At 54.1% G+C, this 1296-nt stretch carries 2 protein-coding genes; one reads left to right on the forward strand and one right to left on the reverse strand.

The window, feature by feature from the left end; translation table 11 throughout:
- Positions 1–888 (forward strand): 4-hydroxybutyrate CoA-transferase (locus D6694_03520; protein RMH46471.1); only part of this gene is annotated, 888 nt, incomplete at its 5' end.
- Positions 889–932: 44 nt separating this feature from the next.
- Here the strand turns inward: D6694_03520 and D6694_03525 are convergent.
- The coding region (locus D6694_03525; GenBank protein ID RMH46472.1) for a TonB-dependent receptor at positions 933–1296 on the reverse strand (364 nt) is incomplete at its 5' end.

A 1296-nucleotide genomic window follows, 5' to 3' on the forward strand; every position in this document is an offset into this window, starting at 1 on the left:
ACCAAAGCAGCGGTCGATGTGGCTGGCAAAGTGATTGCGCAAATCAATCCGCGGATGCCGAGAACGCATGGGGACGGTTTTATTGAGTACGAGAAATTGCATACGGTTTTTGAGTGCGAAATGCCATTGCCTGAGCACGGTGCGGGCGATCTGGATGAGATCACCAGACGGATCGGCATGAACGTGGCCTCATTGATACGCGATGGCGATTGTCTACAGACAGGCATCGGCGCCATTCCTGACGCCGTGCTGTCGTGCCTGACTCACCATAAGGATCTTGGCGTGCACACCGAGATGTTTTCGGATGGACTGTTGCCATTGATTGAACAAGGTGTCGTCAATGGCTGCCGCAAAAAGCGTCATCCTGGCAAAATTGTTGCGGGCTTTGTGTTGGGCACTCAGCGTTTGTACGATTTTGTCGATGACAATCCCGAGGTGGTTTTGTTGGATATTGAGTATGTCAATGACACGCACACCATTCGAAAAAATCCCAACATGGTGGCGATCAATAGTGCCCTTGAAGTGGACTTGTCCGGACAAGTGTGTGCCGACTCCATAGGCACCCGAATTTATTCTGGCGTGGGCGGGCAGATGGACTTTATGCGAGGGGCGGCATTGTCTGAAGGCGGTCGAGCGATCATCGCACTGCCCGCGACAGCGAAGCACGGTACGGTGAGTCGTATCAGCCCAATGTTACGCCCAGGGGCGGGTGTGGTAACCACTCGCGCGCATGTGCAATATGTGGTGACCGAATATGGGGTGGCTGAACTGGATGGTAAAAGTTTGAAAGAGCGCGCCGAAGCGTTAATTGGTATCGCTGCGCCGCAATTTCGCGAGTCATTGGCCAAAGCGGCTCGTGAACAATGGGGGCTTAATGTCAGTGTCTAAAAATGAACCCGCCTGCTGGCGGGTTCATTGGCTCCTATTGTTGATTAGTCCCAATTCCACTCGAGTTCAACATACCAGAAGCCGCCGTTGAAGCCCATCGGGGAGGTCGGTGGATATTTCGCCCCGGCCACACCAGCCCATGGGTTTTCATCTGGATACTCATCGAAGATGTTTTGGCCACCAATCTTGACGCGCGTCGTGCTGGTCAACTGGTAGCTCCATTCAGCGTCCACGGTGACTTCGGCGCCAGCATTAATGGGCAGACTGCCGGCATCAAGGTGCGCTTCGTAGTAGCTTCCGTAGTAGTTGACGCGCACCATGGCATCCCAGTCATCGCGCTTGTGCGTCCAAGTGATGGTGCCACGTGTTTTCGGCAGGTTTTCCTCAAGCTGCCGGATACGTGTTTGG

This window comes from Gammaproteobacteria bacterium, from assembly GCA_003696665.1.
Taxonomy (GTDB): Bacteria; Pseudomonadota; Gammaproteobacteria; order Enterobacterales.